Source organism: Colwellia sp. SU-HH00943, assembly GCF_057546125.1.
Genome location: NZ_BAAJLW010000003.1, coordinates 636103 through 652928, shown reverse-complemented (window position 1 = coordinate 652928; position 16826 = coordinate 636103). Strand labels below are relative to the sequence as shown.

Here is a 16826-nt window from a genome sequence, read left to right as displayed (position 1 = left end):
ATGGATTTTGCACGCTATTCGATAACAAAACAGGTAAATATTTGGTTAGTTGCTTTATGTTTTATCATTGGTGGTGTTATCGCCATGAATGAAATAGGGCGCTTAGAAGATCCAGCTTTTACTATTAAACAGGCGGTTATTTTTACTTATTATCCCGGTGCTAGCGCTGAAAAAGTTGAAAAAGAAGTCACTGAGCAAATAGAAATAACCTTGCAACAAATGTGGCAACTTAAGAAGTTAGACTCAGTAAGTAAACCTGGTTATTCGCAAGTAATCATGGAGGTGAAGTCACATATTGATGGTCCTTTTTTACCGCAAATATGGGACGAGTTACGCAAGCGCTTAAGAGATATTCAATCTTCACTGCCGCTTGGCGCTACAGCACCTATGGTGGTAGATGATTTTGGCGATGTTTATGGTTTGTATTATAGCTTAACAGCACCAGATTTTTCAGCTTATCAAATGCGTGAATTTTCTCGTATTATTCGACGAGAATTATTGACTGTTGATGGAGTGGCAAAGGTTGCTGTTGATGGCATTTTAGAAGAGCAAATTGTTGCCGAAATTGACAGTTATCAAATTGCTGGATTAGGGGTGTCATTTCCTGATATTCAACAAGTGTTAGCCAGTAATTTAAAACCTTTCTCAGGTGGGCGTATTTATGTTGGTGATAAGCAAATTCGTATTCCTATCGATAGTGCCACCAATAAAGTTGAAGAAATTGAGAACCTATCTTTAGTCGTTCCAGGGAAAAATGCTTCAGTTAAAATTAAAGATATTGCTAATCTCAGCATACAAGCGGTAGATATTCCCAGTGATCTAAAACGCTATAATGGCGCTAGCGCTGTTACTATTGGTATATCAGCGCTCAATGACATTAATATTGTTGAAGTGGGTAAATTAGTTGAAGAAAAGCTTCAAGAAGTGCTTGCTAAAATGCCAGCAGGTATCGAGGTTTCCTCTATTTATAATCAAGCCAATATGGTTGACGTTGCAGTAAGTGGCTTTATTTTCAACCTTGAAATGTCTATTGCGGTGGTTACGCTTGCACTTTGCTTGTTTATGGGCTGGCGCTCAGGTGTTGTGGTTGGTGGTACTTTATTGGTTACTGTACTTGGCACTATTGCAATTATGTGGCTTTATGGCTTGCAGTTAGAAAGAATTTCATTAGGCGCGATGATCATTGCCATGGGGATGCTGGTGGATAATGCCATCGTGGTAGCTGAAGGCATGATGCTCAGGATGGAAAAGGGTAAATCTGCGATTGAATCAGCAAGCTTTATTGTTAAACGAACGCAGTGGCCATTACTTGGCGCAACGATAATTGGTATAGCTGCATTTTCGGGTATTGGTTTATCAGATGATGCAACAGGGGAGTTCTTGTTTTCCTTATTCGCAGTTGTCTTGATCTCATTGATGTTAAGCTGGATTTTAGCGATATCTCTGACTCCTTTATTAGGTAAATATTTTTATAAAGTCGCTAATAAAACTGCGGAAAAAGGGACTGAGGAAGATAATTTATCATTATTTCATAAGGGTTATTTAATTCTATTAAGAACAGCTCTTAAATATAGAGCAGCAACCATAGTATTTTTAGTAGCGATTACTGTTGGTGCTTATGCAAGTTTTGGCTTAATAAAACAAGGCTTTTTCCCACCGTCAAACGCGCCTATATTTTTTATTCATTATTGGGGACCACAAGATACCGATATCCGTGCTACTGAAAAGTACATGAAACAAGGTGAAGAATTAATTTTAAACTCTGAAGGTGTTGAGTCGCTTACTAGTTTTATTGGCCGTGGTGCAGAGCGCTTTACTTTGGTTTTAGCGCCAGAGCTTCCTAACGAGAGTTATGGTATGTATTTGGTGCGCGTTAAGGATGTTGAAGACTTGCCTGTTATTGCAAAGCAAGTCGCTGAAAAATTAAAAAGTGTTAACCCTGATGCTCAGTATTTTTCAGAAATGATGCAATTTGGCCCAGGTGCTGGTGCTAAATTACAAGTGAGATTTTCAGGACCAGATCCTGAGGTGCTCCGAGATTTAGCATTACAAGCCAAAGCGGTTTATTCAAATGATGGTTTGATACGTGATGTTAGAGATAATTGGCGTAATAAAGGCATCACTTTAACACCTGAATATGATGATAATGCCGCAAGTGTCGCGGGCGTTTCACGCAGTGATTTTAACGATGCTATTCAGTTTTATACCAGTGGCTTACAATTAGGGCAATTACAAGATGGTGATTATTTATACCCTATTGTCGCTAAAAATCTTAAAAGTAGTAAGAACGAGTTAGCTGCTTTGGAAAATAGTTTAGTATGGAGTTCAAGTCAGCGCAGTTATATTCCATTTAAACAAGTTAGCGCAGGAATTAGTTATCAAAGCGAAGAGATGTTAATTAATCGTCGTGATCGCGTGAGAACTATCACGGTTAAGGCAGAAGCAGGGTTTGATGAAACGGCCGGAGCTGCCTTTGAGCGAGTAAAACCAAAACTTGAAGCTATTCCTTTACCTGATGGTTATGTTTTAGAGTGGGGAGGTGAGTATGAGTCTTCTAAAGATGCACAAGCGGCATTAGGACAAGGGCTTCCTCTTGGCTTTTTGGTGATGTTTTTGATCAGTGTTGTGTTATTTGGTCGCGTTCGACAACCCTTAATTATCTGGCTGATCGTGCCAATGGCAGTAGTAGGTGTGGTTGCTGGCTTATTATTAGCAGACATGCCATTTAGCTTTATGTCTTTATTAGGCTTCTTAAGTTTATTTGGCATGCTGATTAAAAATGCCATTGTTTTACTTGAAGAAATAGATCTTCAAATTGATGAAGGTAAAGAAAAGGCACGAGCGATTGTTGAAGCAAGCTTAAGTCGTTTAAGACCAGTATCATTAGCGGCTATAACGACTATCTTAGGTGTAATGCCGCTATATACAGATCCATTTTTCTCTGACATGTCAGTAACCATTATGGGTGGTTTAGCGTTTGCAACCATATTGACATTAATTGCTGTGCCAGTACTTTACAGTAGTTTATATCGCATTAAAGTGGCTAAGTAGATACCATTTTCTGCTGTAAATTTATTGGTAATAGTGTGCTATAACAGCTTGTAGGTTTAAAAAATATATTAGGCCTACAAGCTGTGAACTTAACTTTATTTATCCCGTTACTTTTCTTATCAATGCTCTGCCAACCATACGTACTTTAGTTGGGAAAGGCATGCGCTTTAAGTTGGTTTTAACCGCGCCTTCAGTAAATGCCGTTGCTTTTGAATAATCAATATTGATATCTAAAATAACTGTTTTATTCTCTTGTGCCAGGGCTCTTGCTTGAGTTAAACCAGTTTTAATCTCATGGTTATTTTCAATACGTACATATTCAGCTCCCGTTGCCATGGCTAAGCCTTTTAATTTAGTTTCGGGCAATACAGTACAAGTTTTACGGTTGTATGGGATTTGCTGAGCTTGGGCTATTTGAGACAGCTCTCCGTCATTAAATACGCCAATCACAAGCCCCAAATTGTGAGTTACTGCGGTTGCTAGCTCTGTGGCTGTCATCATAAATGCCCCGTCACCCACAATGGCGTGTACCTCTTGAGTTGGCTTTGCCATTTTAACCGCAATAGCAGCAGGTGTTGCATAACCCATACAGTTAAAATCGGTTGGTGAAATTAATCCGTATGCTTGATGAATAGGCATTAACTCAGCGGTTAAAAAGGTATGATTGCCATCATCAACAACAATGTGAGCATCATCACTTAGCTGGGATCTTAGCTCATCAAAATAGAGAGCAGGGTTAACTTTATCTTTTGAGTCATGTTGATACCAAGTTTCTTTATAAGCTTTTTTATCTTCAGCAAGATTTAATTGTGTTTGTGATGAGTCTTTTTGGGCTCCTAGTGCTGTTATCGAAGTGAGTAATAGTTGGCAAATTTGTTTTGAATCACCTTCGATGGCGATAGCGGTTTTAAAGTTAGCGTCGAATACCTTTGGATTGATATCGATATGAATCAGTTGCTCTGGTAATTCCCCACCAAAACTGCCCGTGGCAATTTCACCAAATCGAGTGCCAATAGCAAGAACGCAATCAGCATTATTGAATGCATTTTGCGGGGCAGGAGCTGCTGCTGGCCCAAAACAAAAACCTGCATGCAGTGGATGATTTGCTGGAAAAGCACTGATGCCTTGCATTGTAGTTGCTACTGCGGCACCAATTTGCTCGCTAATTGCAACGAGTAATTCGCTAGCATGCATAGCACCCCAACCAGCAAAAATAACGGGGGATTTAGCATCCATTAACATTTTAGCGGCATTTTCTATTTGCTTAATAACTTGCTCTGATAACTGTGCTTGGGGAGGTTGGATATAAGTGGGTAATTCTTTTATGTCAGCTTTATCAAGTTGTAAATTAACAGGGATTTCAACAAAAACAGGCCCCGGCTCGCCTGAAATGGCAATATCGTAAGCTTTATAGATGGTGTCTATAACTTCATCATGAGTATTAACTTTGAATGCTGCCTTAGTAAAGCCTGCCACTAATTTGAGTTGATCCATTTCATGAAGTTGGTAATCAAATTTTGAATCATTACGAATGCCACCTGTGATGACTAGCATTGGGATGCCATCAAGGTAAGCTTCAGCAATACCGCTTGCAGCATGAGTTACTCCCGCGGCAGGAACAATCACGAGCGTACCTATTGATTTTGTTACACGGCTGATTGCATCAGCCATAAAGCCACCATGTCCTTCGTGCATAACTAAGTTTGGCGTTATTTGTTCTGAGTTATTTAATTCGTCATACAACTCAGTATTATGCACTCCTGGGATACCAAAAGTATGTTTTACCCCTATTTGTTCTAATGCATATCGGGTTAACCATGCGGCTGTTTTTTTCATTAGCTAGCTTCCTGTGGATCTGAGTTTAAATTGTTATTTTTATGATTCATGTTATTTATGTTTTTCGCTGCTTGTTGAGCAGTTAATATGCAACCTGCTAAGAAAGTTCCTTCAAGTGATTTCATGCCATTTGAGCCGCCACCACCAAAGCCTGAAGCTTCACCAATAGCGTATAGCCCTGTTATAGGATGATCATTATTATTGAGCACTTGAGACTGTATATTAGTTTGAATGCCACCTAAACTTTTTCGGCTGATTAGTGATATTTTAATGGCAATTAAAGGTCCGTGTTTCACATCTTGAATTGGGTGGGGTTTACAGGTTCTTAATTTATCTGCTTTCCACTTACGTGCATGCTCAATACGCCTAATTTGATCATCATTCCACTGAGATGATGGTCTTGCTAAAATTGCGTCATATTCATCGAGCGTTTGTTGTAAAGCTTTAGAATCAATACGGGGTTTGTCAGTAATCCCATTCATTTTTTTAGCAAGTTCATCAACCGTATCAGCGACAATAAAATGATCACTTTCCTTTTGCATTTGTTTAACTAATCTATGATTGCCAAATAGAGTTTCTTTTAACATAGTGATAAATTTTTTATCACGGATCATCGGGTTGTGATCTGTACCTGACATAGCAAACTCTTTACTGGCTATTTTCCAGTTTAGCACTTGCCAAGCATAGCCGTTCTCTTGTTCACTCATGCTTTTGCAAAGTTCATGGGTATCAAAACCTGTCACTAATGGTTCAGGACCTATTCGCTTGCCTTCACTGTTCAACCAAAGGGCTGACTTACAGGGAATTAAACTTAAACCTTGCTTATCAAAGTTTGCTTGTGGGTGAGGAATTCCAGCAGCATAATTCCACATTTTATCTAGGTGAGTTACATTACCGCCAAGGTTAGCTACTTCATCGTGTATTGCGCCATCACAACTTGGATGTGTACCATTAAGTAAAAGATCTGGGGCAGGGGAAAAATGTTTTGGCCAGTTGGCTTTTACTTTAGTTAGGTTACCTGTAAAACCACCTGTAGCAACTATAGTTGAATCTGCAAAGTAGTTGTTGCCATGATTATCTTGGCAACCAATAACACCGTTATCATTCGTAAGTAACTGTGTAATTTTACAATTAAAACTAAAGTGAATGTTTTTATGCTTAAAGGGCGCTATAGCATCGAGCATTTTATTAACTAACTCTAAAGATGTCCCCCATATAACATGGTAACGCGGTACCGAGTTACCATCTCCGTACAACCCACGTTCAACCCAGTTCACTGCAGGTAAAAAGGTTATACCTAGTTTTTTTACGTATTGATAAATGTCTTGATAACTGCGCTCTACATAAAGCTTTGCCCATTGTTTTGGATAAACATCTTGCGTTGAAAAGTTAGCAAAAGAAAACCAGTCTTTTAACGCAATATCAGCATTGTCGGTTATACCATTACGCTTTTGCTCGGGTGTGCCAATAAGTGCCATACCACCAAAAGCAGAGCGAGCTAAACCGCCCACTTTTTCTTCATCTTGGGCATCAAGTATACATACTTGCTTGTTGGCTTTGGCAAGTTCAAGGGCTGCTGTTAAACCCGCGATACCCGCACCAATGATTACTACGTCATAATTAATTTTATTCTTTTGCTCTGGGGTATTTGTCGACATACATCTTGCATCAGTTTGGTTGTCATAGCATTATCATAGTCTATGATTTCTTCAGCGCTATAGTAAAAATTACCTAATGAGTTTATCGCCAACGACAAAAGCTTTATCGCCAAACTCCGATGAATTAAATCAGTTTATCAGTGAACTATATAGGGCGACTAGCCAAATAGATTTGGCGGAATACCGTGATTGGGCACTTGCTCAATTGCAAAATTTAATTGAGTTTGATGGGGCTATATGGAGTAACGGCCACCAGTACACTAGGCGTTTTCATAACCATACTTTGGTCAATGTATCGGAAACACTCACCCAATGCTTACTTGATAACCTAGCAATTAACCCTATCGCCACTAAATTGTTTGAAAATTTAGGGTCGCCGATAGATATGCAGGACTTGATGACGGATGAAGATTTTTATCAGTCTGAGATTTATTTAACATGTTTTAAACCTCATGGTATAGAAAGAATTCTATCTTCCATTCATTTGGATGAACGGACAGGCTTATTTACTGTGCTTAGTCTTTATCGCTTTAAACGCGATAATGCGTTTACCCCACAAGATAAAGCAGTACAGAAACAGGCACTTTACCATTTACTCTCTGCTGCTAAGCATGCACTTTTTCTCCAGTTAGAATACGTTGATAATAAAAGCATTAAAACTAAGAAAAATAGTCACAAGGCTATTTGTGACGGTGAAGGTTATTTTCATCAATTACAATCTAGCTTTATCGATTTATTAGAGCGCTTTTTTCCTCAAGCTGACTTAGTTAAATTGCCTTTTGCATTGGATGGCGCGGTCAATCGCTACGAAGTAGAGGGTTTGCAAGTTGAGTTAAAGCCATTTAATGACTTGATTATTGTTGAAATTTGGCCTCAAGGACCGCTGGATAGCCTGTCTGAGCGAGAGCTAGAAATAGTGAAAGTGTTAGCGAAAGGAGGAACATTTAAAGAAGCGGCACGTGAGTTACATTTGTCTCCCTCTACTGTGTCAAATCACCTATACCGTATTTATCAAAAGTTAAACATAGGAAGTAAGAGCGAATTATTTAAATTATTATAGCCTTGATTATGTTTAAACTTTTAGCTGGGTAGATAACTAAGTTAATATCAGTCTTTGGTTCATTTCATTCATATCCAAAATGATTAAACTTTTACATTCTGCACTTTAGTATTACAGTGCTATACTGATAAAATTATTTATTAATTTGAAAAATGGATTTCCTAATTGTTTAATATATTCTGTTGGCTTTTAGCAATAAGTTTACTTTCCCTCCCAGCAGTAGCTAAACCGAAGAAATTAATCTTTGCTGCAATCCCTGAGTACATAGATAGATTTGAGTCAGGCCAATTAGAAGATAATATTGTTGTGAAATTAGGGAAGGAGCTTGGGGTTCCTATTGAGTTATATCCTTGTCCATGGGCTAGATGTTTAAAACTCATTGAAACAGGGCAGGCAGATATTATTGATGACCTTTTCAAAACACATGACAGAGAAGAATTTATTCAATACCTCTCTCCACATTTTGCTGTTCAAAATGCAGGTTTTCGATTTTATTCCAAGAATAAAACAATTAAATCATTTTCGGATCTCGATGGTTTGATTATTGGGCATCTAAGAGGTTATAAACACTTTGAAAAGTTTGACCAAGCAACTAACTTTACCAAAGTGCCCGTTTTAGATTTAAAAATAATGGTAAACCTTATAAAGAACAATCGTATTGACGTATTTATCGCACCACCTTCATTTGATATCAATCACATTCAACCATTTGATCCTAATGGCACAATAAAAAAACAAGATTTTGATTACATAGTAGATATGCCTCTTTATCTTGGAGTGTCTAGGAAAAGTGCATGGTATAGTGAGCAAAGCTCTTTGGAACAATCTTTAAATAGAGTACTTTCTAATACTCACTAACTCACTTTTATCATTCTAAATCGATTAAAAACAATTTTGATTGTTGTTGTAGTTATTAATGAGTTGTCGTTAATCAAGGAGGTTTTATGTTTGCTCAGGTATTTATGGCAATTATTGGACTAGTACTTTTTTATATAGGTGTTATTGAAGGTTCTGCTTTCAATATTATCATCGCTACAATTTTAATTATCATATCGGCAAGTAGGTTTTATGCTGCAAAATCAGGCTCGTCATTTCAAGAAAAATTAGAACAATGGTTCAAAGACAGATCTTAAAAGAATAAATCACAGTTTAAGAGTGCTGTTAACAAGGCCGTCTAGTATACCCAATTAACAGTTGGTTTTTGCACCTTCATGGTTTAATTTTAGCCAACATATCTATTGCCTCCGGATGAGGCGTTACCGATGTTTGCTTTTTGCACAAATAAGACTGTCAGATTTAATTAAGTGCTAATAGTCGAATATTAAAATTCAGGTTAAGACTTATAAAAAACGTTTTCTATCAGCTTCAGTGGCACTTTCATGACATTCTCCAAGTAAAGTAAATATAGAACCACTGAAGCTTCTTTCAAGTTCTATAAAGCCTTTACGACAATATTGGTTTTGATCTAAACGCTCTGTTAGTAATTCTTCAAAAAGTTCTGTCATCTCTTCAGTATTCTTAATGCGATTAGCCATCGAAGTGTTATTGCTTTGGCTATTTCTGCTACCTTTATCGCCTCTTCCTCCTGAATCTTTTCCTCTTGATTGTTGTTCTCTAGAGCTTTTACCTTGCGGTGTTTGCTTATTTTTTGATGCAATTTTTTTATCGTTATTAGTGCTTGAAACAATCACGGTAAAGGTAAACATTTTTGAATCATCATCTTGAATTTTAGTGTTAAAAAAATCCTTCATATCTGACTTACTAACGCTACTACAGCCAGCAAGAGTAAAAAATATTAAAAACGGAAGATAGCAAAGTGGTTTCGAGAAAGTCATGATGAGCCTAAATAGTGCCTGAATTTAGGTATTGTAAAGTATAACTGTGTAAAGATACGTAAAGTGAAAAAATATATTCAAGGTAAATTTCAATATCTTTACTGGAAAATAATAAGGTAAAGTAAGTTGGTATTTTTATTTTATGATTTTAGCTTTTTCTAAAGCTTTAGTTTAGTTCAGAGAGAAATTAGTTTTGTCGAAAATTACATTACAGGGTTACATTTTGGTTAGTGATGAAGACTTAATGCAAGTGAAGGCAGAACTCATCACACATAAGCAATTAACTTTAAAAGAGACTGGCTGCATTATGTTTAAAGTTAGTCAGGATACTGGTGAGAAAAATAAATTTCATGTTTATGAAGAGTTTGCTAACCAACAATCATTTGAACACCATCAAAAAAGAGTGAAAAACTCCCGATGGGGCGCTATAACTAAAAATGTTCAAAGATTTTATACGATAGTAAATAATTAATAATCGTTATTTCTAAGCAGGAAGTTTTAAAAGTTATAAGAAGAAAATTATTATTTAAAAAAAATTTACGGAGAGTAAATGCACATTGTTATTGATAGCCTTGAAAACGAACAAGTTAAGCAATTACTGTTAGAACACCATGAAGATATGCTGAAACATTCACCAGTAGAAAGTGTGCATGCTCTTGATTTATCGACGTTAAAAAGCTCTGATATTACTTTCTGGTCTGCTTGGGAACATAATCAGTTAGCGGGTTGTGGCGCACTTAAATATTTAACGGATAAACATGCAGAGCTTAAGTCGATGAGAGCGAGTAAGGCATTTTTAAGACAAGGTGTTGCGGCTAAATTACTCGTACACATTTTAAATAATGCAAAAAGTAAAGGGGTTGAGAGGGTAAGTTTAGAAACAGGGACAATGGATGCATTTATTCCTGCTCATAAACTTTATCAAGGTTTTGGTTTTCAAACATGCCCCCCGTTTGGAGATTATCAAGAAGATCCATATAGCATGTTTTTTACCAAAGTTATTGAGTAGTTTTTATCGCGCCCTAGCAAGTTTATTCTATTACACGTTGAAATGGCGGCAAGGAGTCAAGTAACTGTTTACCATAGCGTTTAGTTACCACGCGTTTATCCATTAACGTAATAACCCCTTCATCCATTTCGTTACGCAATAAACGGCCGCAAGCTTGTACTAATTTTTTTGATGTATCTGGAACCGATAATGACATAAACGGGTTACCACCTTTCGCTGAGACATACTCTGCTTGAGCTTGTTCAACAGGTGACGTTGGCACAGAAAAAGGGAGTTTTGTGATAATTAAGTTATTCAAATAATCTCCAGGTAAATCTAAGCCCTCAGAAAAACTCTGGGTACCAAAAATAATACTGGTTTTGTTATCGTCACAACGCTTTTTATGATCTTCAATAATGTGTTGACGTGAGTGTTCCCCTTGTACGGCAATGTCTAATTTATGATTGTCTCTAAGTGCTTGAGCAACTTTTTCCATTTGCCAGTAAGATGAGAATAACACTAAGCTTGCACTACCTTGCTCAAGGTATTTGGGTAATTTTTTAATTAGTTCATCGGTAAAATCAACAGCACTTGGCTCGTTTACCATTTTAGCTACCACGAGTTGAGCATTATTTTGATAATCAAATGGCGATGTAACCTGTTGATATTGACTGCCATCGTTATTTTGAAGGCCTGCTTGAAAGCGAAAATGATCAAAGGAATTTAAAGCTAAGAGGGTTGCTGAGCATAATACAGCTCCTTCACATTGGCTCCATAACTTATCTTCCAGTGTAAAACCCACTTCAATAGGAGAAGCACAAAGTAAGTAGTCTTGTCGGTTATTACCTTTATTTGGAAGCTGTTTTTGTAACCACCTTGCCATTGGTGCTGCTTTTTCACTGTCTGATTTGGCAAACATATGCCAAAGGCTCTCTAGGTTCTCTAGTCTCTGGAGCATAAAACCAGCTTCACTTAATACTGGCTCGGCAAGGTACATTTGAACATCGCCATCTTTAACAGCTTCAATCAAGGCATTGTAAAGTTTATTTAAATGACTTAAAGATTTTTTACTGAGTTCATTACAGTCTTCCGCCCAGTTTTTAAGGGTTTTGGGGATGATACCGTTGTCAAAACGATAGACTTGCTCATCACTTGGTTTAAAGTTATTGTCGCTTTTTTGAGCTTCGATAAAATATACATTGGCATTGTTTTCAACAAATGTCAGTACTTTTTGCATTTCAATGACTAAATCTTGGCAATCATCACTGAGCTTTAATGCGGGTGAAATAGCGCGCTGTGATTTGATCAACTTAGCCATTTTATCGCCGGTTTCTCTGAGCTTTGACAACCAATCAATTGCGCCACGTAGGGTTATGCTGGCACTGGAATGATCTCGGGTAATTTTCGGTAAATGGTGCGCTTCATCAATAATATAAAAAGTTTCATCAGGCGGAGACAAAATTCGGCCACCTCCTAACTCTAAGTCAGCCAATAATAAGCTGTGATTCACCACTAAAACATTCGCCTGCTCCATGGTTTCACGCGCTTTATGAAAAGGGCAATGGTGATGATCAGCTAAGGTTTTTAAACAGCTGTGTTTATCACTTTGTACTTGTGACCAAATATGGTGTGGAATAGGGGTTTTCCAAGAATCGATATCTCCTAACCATGAGCCGTCATTGAGCGCTTTATGCATCGCATTTAACGTTCGAATATCGCTCGCTTTAGGCTTTTCTGCGAAGGTGAAGCCTGCTTGAGGCGAGTCTGTAGCTACCGCTTGGGCAAGTTTTTGTCTACAGACATATCTTTGGCGACCTTTAACTAGTGCAAAATCGAACTTTAAGCCAGCATGTTCTTTAAGAAATGGTAGGTCTTTATCGACAAGTTGTTCTTGAAGCGCAACAGTAGCTGTTGAAATACACACTTTTTTATCACGTGCTAATGCTAGCGGGATGGCACCTAAGCTATAGGCTAGTGATTTACCCGTGCCTGTTCCAGCTTCAATAGTAATGATTTTTCTATCTTTGCTGTAATCACCCGCTAATGTTTTCGCTATTTCTGCAATCAGAAAGGTTTGTTGTTTACGTGGGTTAAAATTGTTTAAGTTCTCACCAATGGCTTTATATGATTGGCGGATCACTTGTTTCAATTTGTCAGTTAACATGTAGCGATGGTTTCCATTAGACAGCGAATACGATATGATGCTGTATATAATAACAGGTTTTTAACCTTTCTTCTTAAAATTTCCATACTTTTTAAAAATTATGTCTCAGCCATTGCCACAGTCTATACAAAGCGGTTTCTTGTTAAGTCGTCATGTACAAGATAAGGGCAATGCTATGCAGATCACCTTATGGCTCAAAGGTAAAGAAAAGGCCTATAAAACAGTTATACAGAATGAATTAGCTGTTTTTTTTGTGGAAGCTAGACAGTTTGAACAAGCGATTCAATTACTTGAAAACCACAATATTTTGCTCGTCAAGCAACAAGCATTACAACTTAAAACCTTTGAACAACGATATGTACATGGTTTTTATTTTTCAAGTTTAACTCAGTTTTATCGAGCTCGGGATTGTCTCAAAGGGCAACAGATAAAATGCTATGAAGATGATATTCGCCCTGATGATAGGTATTTGATGGAGCGTTTTATTACCTCAGATATCGACTTTATTGATAGCGGCCAAGTTAAGTGTAAAAAAGCAGCAGAAAAACTATCAATAAAGCTAACTATGGTATCTATTGATATAGAGTGTTCAATGGCTGGCGAGCTTTATTCTATAGGACTTTATGCAAATAATGATGAAGAGTTTCGCTGCGTATTGATGATAGGTGAGCAAGAAAGTAATGCACCAGAGTATATTCAGTGGTTGAAAGATGAAAAACAGCTACTGTTAGCACTTATCGAGCAAATAGCGTTAATTGACGCCGATATTTTTATTGGTTGGAATGTGATTAATTTTGATTTTCGTTTATTACAAAAGCGAATGGATCTTCACCATATTAAATTTGCGATTGGCCGTGATGGTAGTGCGCCACGTTGGCGTAAAAATACCAATAACAGTGAGCAAGAGTTTATTGAAATTGCTGGTCGAGTAGTACTAGATGGCATCGATCTACTAAAAACGGCTACCTATAATTTTCCTAGCTTTTCTTTGGATAATGTCGCTAATACGTTATTAGGGATCGGTAAAAAAGTTGAGGATGTTGAAAATCGCGTTAAAGAAATTACCGACAACTTTAATCATAATAAACAAGCGCTTGCAGCCTATAATTTAGAAGATTGCCGTTTAGTTTGGCTTATTTTTGAGAAGACTCAATTATTAGATTTTGCCCAGCTACGGGCACAGCTTACAGGCCTTGCTATTGATAGAATAGGTGGCTCTGTAGCTGCTTTTACTAACCTGTATTTACCTAAATTACATCGAAGTGGTTATGTTGCGCCTAATATGGGAGACGGGGCATCAGAGCTAGTTTCACCTGGTGGCTATGTCATGGACTCCATTCCTGGCCTTTATGACAATGTATTAGTATTGGATTTCAAGTCACTATACCCAAGTATTATCCGCACTTTCAAAATAGATCCTATGGGTTTGATTGAAGGCTTACGTGAACATGAAGCAGGGCAAGAGTGTATTCCGGGCTTTGATGGTGCTTATTTTTCTCGTGAACAACATTTTTTACCCAAAATTATTACTTCACTTTGGCAAGAGCGTGATAAGGCTAAAGCGCAGAAAAACGCGGCTTTATCGCAAGCGATTAAAATTATTATGAACAGTTTTTACGGGGTGTTAGGCTCTACTGGCTGTCGATTTTTTGATCCTCGTTTATCGGGATCGATTACCAAACGTAGTCATGCCATTTTAAAAACCACTAAAACGTGGATTGAAGATAAGGGCTATAAAGTTATTTACGGAGATACAGATTCTATTTTCGTTCACGTAGGGGCTGAGCTATCGTCCAATGCTAGTAAAACTTTAGGTAAAGAGCTGCAAACGTTTATTAATGATAAGTGGCAAGCGTATGTCAGAAAGGAGTTTGCGCTTTCTTGTGAGTTAGAAATAGAGTTTGAAACGCATTTTAGTAAATTTTTTATGCCCACTATTCGTGGCAGAGATGTTGGTACTAAAAAACGTTATGCTGGCATAGTCTGTAAGGGAGGAACAACACCAGATAAACTTATTTTTAAAGGCTTAGAAAGTGTTAGAACAGATTGGACGCAATTGGCAAAAGATTTTCAACATACGTTATATTTAAAAGTATTTAATCAAGAAAGTGTTGATGACTTTATTAAAGATACCGTTAAGCAGACCTTAAATGGTGACTTTGACGATAAGCTTATTTATCGCAAGCGTATTCGCCGTAAATTAAAAGATTATGTAAAGAATGTACCACCGCATGTTAAAGCTGCTCGTTTAGCTGATGATATTAATCAAAAACAGGGGAAACCTTTGCGTTATCAAAAACGCGGCTGGATCGAATACTATATGACAGTTAATGGCCCACAAGCCATTGAACACTTGTCATCCCCATTAGATTATCAATTTTATATTGATCGACAACTTTGTGCTGTTGCAGATGCAATATTACCTTTTATTGGCACTAGCTTCGAACAGTTGACCGATACGCAGCTGGGGTTGTTTTAATGTTAACTTATTTAGAGAAAGTAAAAATAATAGGTGAAATACAAGGTGTTTCAGGGTATAAATAGAGATAGTTTTTAGATGGCTAGATAGCTATTAAAAAAACATGTTTAGGTTGCATATTTAAGGTTGCTAATGAAACAAGATACTAAAATAGTCAGTGCAGGACGTAAAGCTGAGTTTACTCGCGGTGTAGTTAATCCAAGTGTTACACGAGCTTCAACAGTGGTATTTGATACTGTTAAAGAAATGAACCATGCGTTAAAAAACCGCCATAACAACACGATGCTTTATGGCCGCCGTGGTACAACAACGTCATTTGCGTTTAGTGATGCCATGACTCAGCTTGAAGGTGGCGCAGGTTGTGCACTTTATCCATCAGGTACAGCGGCGATAACCAATGCTATTTTATCCTTTGTTAAAACCGGTGATCACATTTTAATGGTAGATAGTGCTTATGAGCCAACCCGTGACTATTGCGATAAAATACTCGGTAAAATGGGCATTGAAACTACTTATTATGATCCTATGATTGGTGCGGGTATTGAAAGTTTGATCCAACCTAATACTCGAATAGTCTTTTTAGAATCTCCTGGCTCTATTACCATGGAAGTTCAAGATGTTCCTACTATTAGTAAAATAGCCCATCAACATGATTGTATTGTCATGCTTGATAACACTTGGGGTGCTGGTATTAACTTTAAACCATTTGATTATGGTGTTGATATTAGTGTGCAAGCGGCAACTAAATACATTGTTGGTCATTCCGATGTAATGTTAGGGACAGCGACAGCAACTGAAAAGTATTGGCCACAACTTAGAGATAATAGTTACTTAATGGGGCAGTGTACTTCGCCTGATGACTTATATCTTGCTTTACGTGGTATTCGTACCATTGGTGTTCGTTTAAAACAACATCAAGAAAGTGCACTTAAGGTAGCAAAATGGTTAGAGCAAAGATCTGAAGTTGATACTATTTTACACCCAGCATTTGAATCTTGCCCAGGACACGAATTCTTCAAGCGAGATTTTAACGGTTCAAACGGTTTATTTTCTTTCACCTTAAATTGTGGCAATAAAGAAGCATTAACTGCCTTTCTAGATAGTTTAACGCATTTTAAGATGGGGTATTCTTGGGGAGGGTTTGAGTCTTTAGTGTTAGGTATTACTAGTATTGGCTCTATCCGTACCGCAACCAAATGGACAGCAGAGTTCCCACTTATACGCTTACACATTGGTTTAGAAGATGTTGATGATTTAATTGCCGATCTTGAGCAAGCTTTCATACAATTTAATCAACACCTGTAGATAGTTTTATCTAGTGTAGTTTTGTGTCGTTAAGAGCTGGTTAATATTATCATTGCGGTGATAAGCGTAATAATAACACTTACTAACTCAGAAAATATGCATATGGATATTAATCCCCAAGACTATTGAAAGAGTTTATTCACTGTTTAAACTCTTTCAATTTTTAAATTGTTATAATTCACTTTCCTAAATATATGTATTGCTATTTCTTTTCAGCAATCGCTGACGTATGACATATAAAAGCCTATATTTTGTTAATTCATTTCAGTCTATGCTATTGGCTAATCTTTAACTTCATAAAGTCCATCTAGTTATCTTCGTCTCTTAACAAAACACTCTGTAATTGGTCATACAGATTGGTAATATCGTGTGGTTGTTGTTCTTTACATTATATGGTGATGCTTAAATTCAACAGATCTTAATTTCTTTATTTTAGTAAAACCTAAAAAT

Annotated in this window: 12 protein-coding genes; 8 read left to right on the top strand and 4 right to left on the bottom strand. The window is 37.2% G+C overall.

Annotated elements, in window-relative coordinates; all coding sequences use genetic code 11:
• Entirely contained in the window at positions 1-3051 is a 3051-nt protein-coding gene (locus tag AC27GZ_RS11335; protein ID WP_487095158.1) for an efflux RND transporter permease subunit, read from the top strand.
• Between the two features lie 99 nt (positions 3052-3150).
• On the opposite strand, the gene AC27GZ_RS11330 is transcribed toward AC27GZ_RS11335, so the two are convergent.
• Both AC27GZ_RS11330 and AC27GZ_RS11325 read right to left on the bottom strand, forming a co-directional pair.
• Positions 3151-4887, bottom strand: a complete 1737-nt coding sequence (locus AC27GZ_RS11330) for a thiamine pyrophosphate-binding protein (protein WP_487095157.1) — start codon at positions 4885-4887, stop codon at positions 3151-3153.
• Positions 4887-6545 (bottom strand): FAD-dependent oxidoreductase, encoded by a 1659-nt coding sequence (locus AC27GZ_RS11325; RefSeq protein WP_487095156.1) that lies wholly within the window; start codon positions 6543-6545, stop codon positions 4887-4889. The genes AC27GZ_RS11330 and AC27GZ_RS11325 overlap by 1 nt, the downstream gene beginning before the upstream one ends.
• Positions 6546-6621: 76 nt before the next feature.
• Between AC27GZ_RS11325 and AC27GZ_RS11320 the strand changes: the two genes are divergently transcribed.
• The 3 genes from AC27GZ_RS11320 to AC27GZ_RS11310 all read left to right on the top strand — a co-directional run bounded on the left by AC27GZ_RS11320 (position 6622) and on the right by AC27GZ_RS11310 (position 8738).
• Positions 6622-7605 carry a response regulator transcription factor gene (locus tag AC27GZ_RS11320; RefSeq protein ID WP_487095155.1) on the top strand — a complete coding sequence of 328 codons (984 nt, stop codon included), beginning with the start codon at positions 6622-6624 and terminating at the stop codon, positions 7603-7605.
• Between the two features lie 165 nt (positions 7606-7770).
• Positions 7771-8463, top strand: coding sequence for a substrate-binding periplasmic protein (locus tag AC27GZ_RS11315; RefSeq protein ID WP_487095154.1), 693 nt, complete (start codon positions 7771-7773; stop codon positions 8461-8463).
• 86 nt (positions 8464-8549) lie between these two features.
• Complete coding sequence (locus tag AC27GZ_RS11310; RefSeq protein ID WP_487095153.1) at positions 8550-8738, top strand: hypothetical protein; 189 nt, start codon at positions 8550-8552, stop codon at positions 8736-8738.
• Between the two features lie 207 nt (positions 8739-8945).
• On the opposite strand, the gene AC27GZ_RS11305 is transcribed toward AC27GZ_RS11310, so the two are convergent.
• Entirely contained in the window at positions 8946-9356 is a 411-nt protein-coding gene (locus tag AC27GZ_RS11305) for a hypothetical protein (protein ID WP_487095152.1), read from the bottom strand.
• Positions 9357-9663: 307 nt separating this feature from the next.
• Between AC27GZ_RS11305 and AC27GZ_RS11300 the strand changes: the two genes are divergently transcribed.
• On the top strand, positions 9664-9912 hold the full coding sequence (locus AC27GZ_RS11300; RefSeq protein WP_487095151.1) for a putative quinol monooxygenase: 249 nt from the start codon (positions 9664-9666) through the stop codon (positions 9910-9912).
• A 78-nt stretch (positions 9913-9990) separates the two neighbouring features.
• Positions 9991-10449 carry a GNAT family N-acetyltransferase gene (locus AC27GZ_RS11295; protein ID WP_487095150.1) on the top strand — a complete coding sequence of 153 codons (459 nt, stop codon included), beginning with the start codon at positions 9991-9993 and terminating at the stop codon, positions 10447-10449.
• A 22-nt stretch (positions 10450-10471) separates the two neighbouring features.
• Here the strand turns inward: AC27GZ_RS11295 and dinG are convergent, their stop codons facing one another.
• On the bottom strand, positions 10472-12592 hold the full coding sequence (gene dinG, locus AC27GZ_RS11290) for an ATP-dependent DNA helicase DinG (RefSeq protein ID WP_487095149.1): 2121 nt from the start codon (positions 12590-12592) through the stop codon (positions 10472-10474).
• A 100-nt stretch (positions 12593-12692) separates the two neighbouring features.
• Between dinG and AC27GZ_RS11285 the strand changes: the two genes are divergently transcribed.
• The gene (locus AC27GZ_RS11285; protein ID WP_487095148.1) at positions 12693-15071 is read left to right on the top strand and encodes a DNA polymerase II; all 2379 of its coding nucleotides are present in this window, start codon (positions 12693-12695) and stop codon (positions 15069-15071) included.
• Positions 15072-15203: 132 nt separating this feature from the next.
• Positions 15204-16376 carry a cystathionine beta-lyase gene (locus AC27GZ_RS11280; RefSeq protein ID WP_487095147.1) on the top strand — a complete coding sequence of 391 codons (1173 nt, stop codon included), beginning with the start codon at positions 15204-15206 and terminating at the stop codon, positions 16374-16376.
• Positions 16377-16826 lie beyond the last annotated feature (450 nt).

Coding starts and splice junctions, on each gene's coding strand:
- AC27GZ_RS11335 (WP_487095158.1), top strand. CDS start 1: ATGGATTTTGCACGCTATTCGATAACAAAACAGGTAAATATTTGGTTA.
- AC27GZ_RS11330 (WP_487095157.1), bottom strand. CDS start 4,887: ATGAAAAAAACAGCCGCATGGTTAACCCGATATGCATTAGAACAAATA.
- AC27GZ_RS11325 (WP_487095156.1), bottom strand. CDS start 6,545: ATGTCGACAAATACCCCAGAGCAAAAGAATAAAATTAATTATGACGTA.
- AC27GZ_RS11320 (WP_487095155.1), top strand. CDS start 6,622: ATGAGTTTATCGCCAACGACAAAAGCTTTATCGCCAAACTCCGATGAA.
- AC27GZ_RS11310 (WP_487095153.1), top strand. CDS start 8,550: ATGTTTGCTCAGGTATTTATGGCAATTATTGGACTAGTACTTTTTTAT.
- AC27GZ_RS11305 (WP_487095152.1), bottom strand. CDS start 9,356: ATGAAGGATTTTTTTAACACTAAAATTCAAGATGATGATTCAAAAATG.
- AC27GZ_RS11295 (WP_487095150.1), top strand. CDS start 9,991: ATGCACATTGTTATTGATAGCCTTGAAAACGAACAAGTTAAGCAATTA.
- dinG (WP_487095149.1), bottom strand. CDS start 12,592: ATGTTAACTGACAAATTGAAACAAGTGATCCGCCAATCATATAAAGCC.
- AC27GZ_RS11285 (WP_487095148.1), top strand. CDS start 12,693: ATGTCTCAGCCATTGCCACAGTCTATACAAAGCGGTTTCTTGTTAAGT.
- AC27GZ_RS11280 (WP_487095147.1), top strand. CDS start 15,204: ATGAAACAAGATACTAAAATAGTCAGTGCAGGACGTAAAGCTGAGTTT.